The sequence below is a fragment of the Terrabacter sp. Ter38 genome (assembly GCF_024519435.1).
In the GTDB taxonomy this organism is placed as follows: domain Bacteria; phylum Actinomycetota; class Actinomycetes; order Actinomycetales; family Dermatophilaceae; genus Terrabacter.
Genome location: NZ_JALJRZ010000021.1, coordinates 1 through 1,940, shown reverse-complemented (window position 1 = coordinate 1,940; position 1,940 = coordinate 1). Strand labels below are relative to the sequence as shown.

The 1,940-nt window shown below is 56.6% G+C and carries 1 rRNA gene; it reads right to left on the bottom strand.

Annotation, left to right across the window (positions count from 1 at the left end):
* Positions 1 to 107: 107 nt before the first annotated feature.
* Positions 108 to 1,631: ribosomal RNA gene (locus NR112_RS22180) — 16S ribosomal RNA — on the bottom strand.
* Positions 1,632 to 1,940: the final 309 nt, after the last annotated feature.

Sequence of the window (1,940 nt, the reverse complement as noted above, 5' to 3'; positions counted from 1 at the left end):
AATCGATGTTCCACCCTTGAGCACCCGCTGCCCCACACTCGGGGACAGACCGGGCTCTGGCACCACACCCGGATCCACGAAGGACCGGTGTGGGCAGTGCTCCTTAGAAAGGAGGTGATCCAGCCGCACCTTCCGGTACGGCTACCTTGTTACGACTTAGTCCCAATCGCCAGTCCCACCTTCGACGGCTCCCCCCACAAGGGTTGGGCCACCGGCTTCGGGTGTTACCGACTTTCGTGACTTGACGGGCGGTGTGTACAAGGCCCGGGAACGTATTCACCGCAGCGTTGCTGATCTGCGATTACTAGCGACTCCGACTTCATGGGGTCGAGTTGCAGACCCCAATCCGAACTGAGACCGGTTTTTTGGGATTCGCTCCACCTCGCGGTATCGCAGCCCTTTGTACCGGCCATTGTAGCATGCGTGAAGCCCAAGACATAAGGGGCATGATGATTTGACGTCATCCCCACCTTCCTCCGAGTTGACCCCGGCAGTCTCCTATGAGTCCCCACCATCACGTGCTGGCAACATAGAACGAGGGTTGCGCTCGTTGCGGGACTTAACCCAACATCTCACGACACGAGCTGACGACAACCATGCACCACCTGTACACCAGTCCGAAGACGCACCCATCTCTGAGTGATTCCGGTGTATGTCAAGCCTTGGTAAGGTTCTTCGCGTTGCATCGAATTAATCCGCATGCTCCGCCGCTTGTGCGGGCCCCCGTCAATTCCTTTGAGTTTTAGCCTTGCGGCCGTACTCCCCAGGCGGGGAACTTAATGCGTTAGCTGCGGCACGGATCTCGTGGAATGAGACCCACACCTAGTTCCCAACGTTTACGGCATGGACTACCAGGGTATCTAATCCTGTTCGCTCCCCATGCTTTCGCTTCTCAGTGTCAGTAATGGCCCAGAGACCTGCCTTCGCCATCGGTGTTCCTCCTGATATCTGCGCATTCCACCGCTACACCAGGAATTCCAGTCTCCCCTACCACACTCTAGTCTGCCCGTACCCACTGCAAGTCCGAGGTTGAGCCTCGGATTTTCACAGCAGACGCGACAAACCACCTACAAGCTCTTTACGCCCAATAATTCCGGACAACGCTCGCACCCTACGTATTACCGCGGCTGCTGGCACGTAGTTAGCCGGTGCTTCTTCTGCAGGTACCGTCACTTGCGCTTCTTCCCTGCTGAAAGAGGTTTACAACCCGAAGGCCGTCATCCCTCACGCGGCGTCGCTGCATCAGGCTTGCGCCCATTGTGCAATATTCCCCACTGCTGCCTCCCGTAGGAGTCTGGGCCGTGTCTCAGTCCCAGTGTGGCCGGTCGCCCTCTCAGGCCGGCTACCCGTCGTCGCCTTGGTGAGCCACTACCTCACCAACAAGCTGATAGGCCGCGAGTCCATCCCAGACCGAAAAACTTTCCACACCATACCCATGCGGATTGGTGTCATATCCGGTATTAGCTCCGGTTTCCCGGGGTTATCCCAGAGTCTGGGGCAGGTTACTCACGTGTTACTCACCCGTTCGCCACTGATCAGACAAGAGCAAGCTCCCATCATCACCGTTCGACTTGCATGTGTTAAGCACGCCGCCAGCGTTCGTCCTGAGCCAGGATCAAACTCTCCGTTGATGTTCAAACACCCACCACCAGCCACCCCGAAGAGCAACTCACGCAGCGAGCAAACTTTGAACCCAAAAAAGGGCTCGAAAACCCGACTGAAGTCGAACCACCAGCTCAAAAAAGCTAGAAGTTCAATTCAACCAAAGGATAATTCGCCCAAAACCCACCCAGACCACCAGACGATGGACCGAACCAGGCCTCGGGACGAGGTACTTGGCATCGATTTTTGACACGCTGTTGAGTTCTCAAGAATCGGACACACACCATCAACCACCTCAACGAGGAGACCTCCGGGGCAACCCTTCAAACTTACCCGCC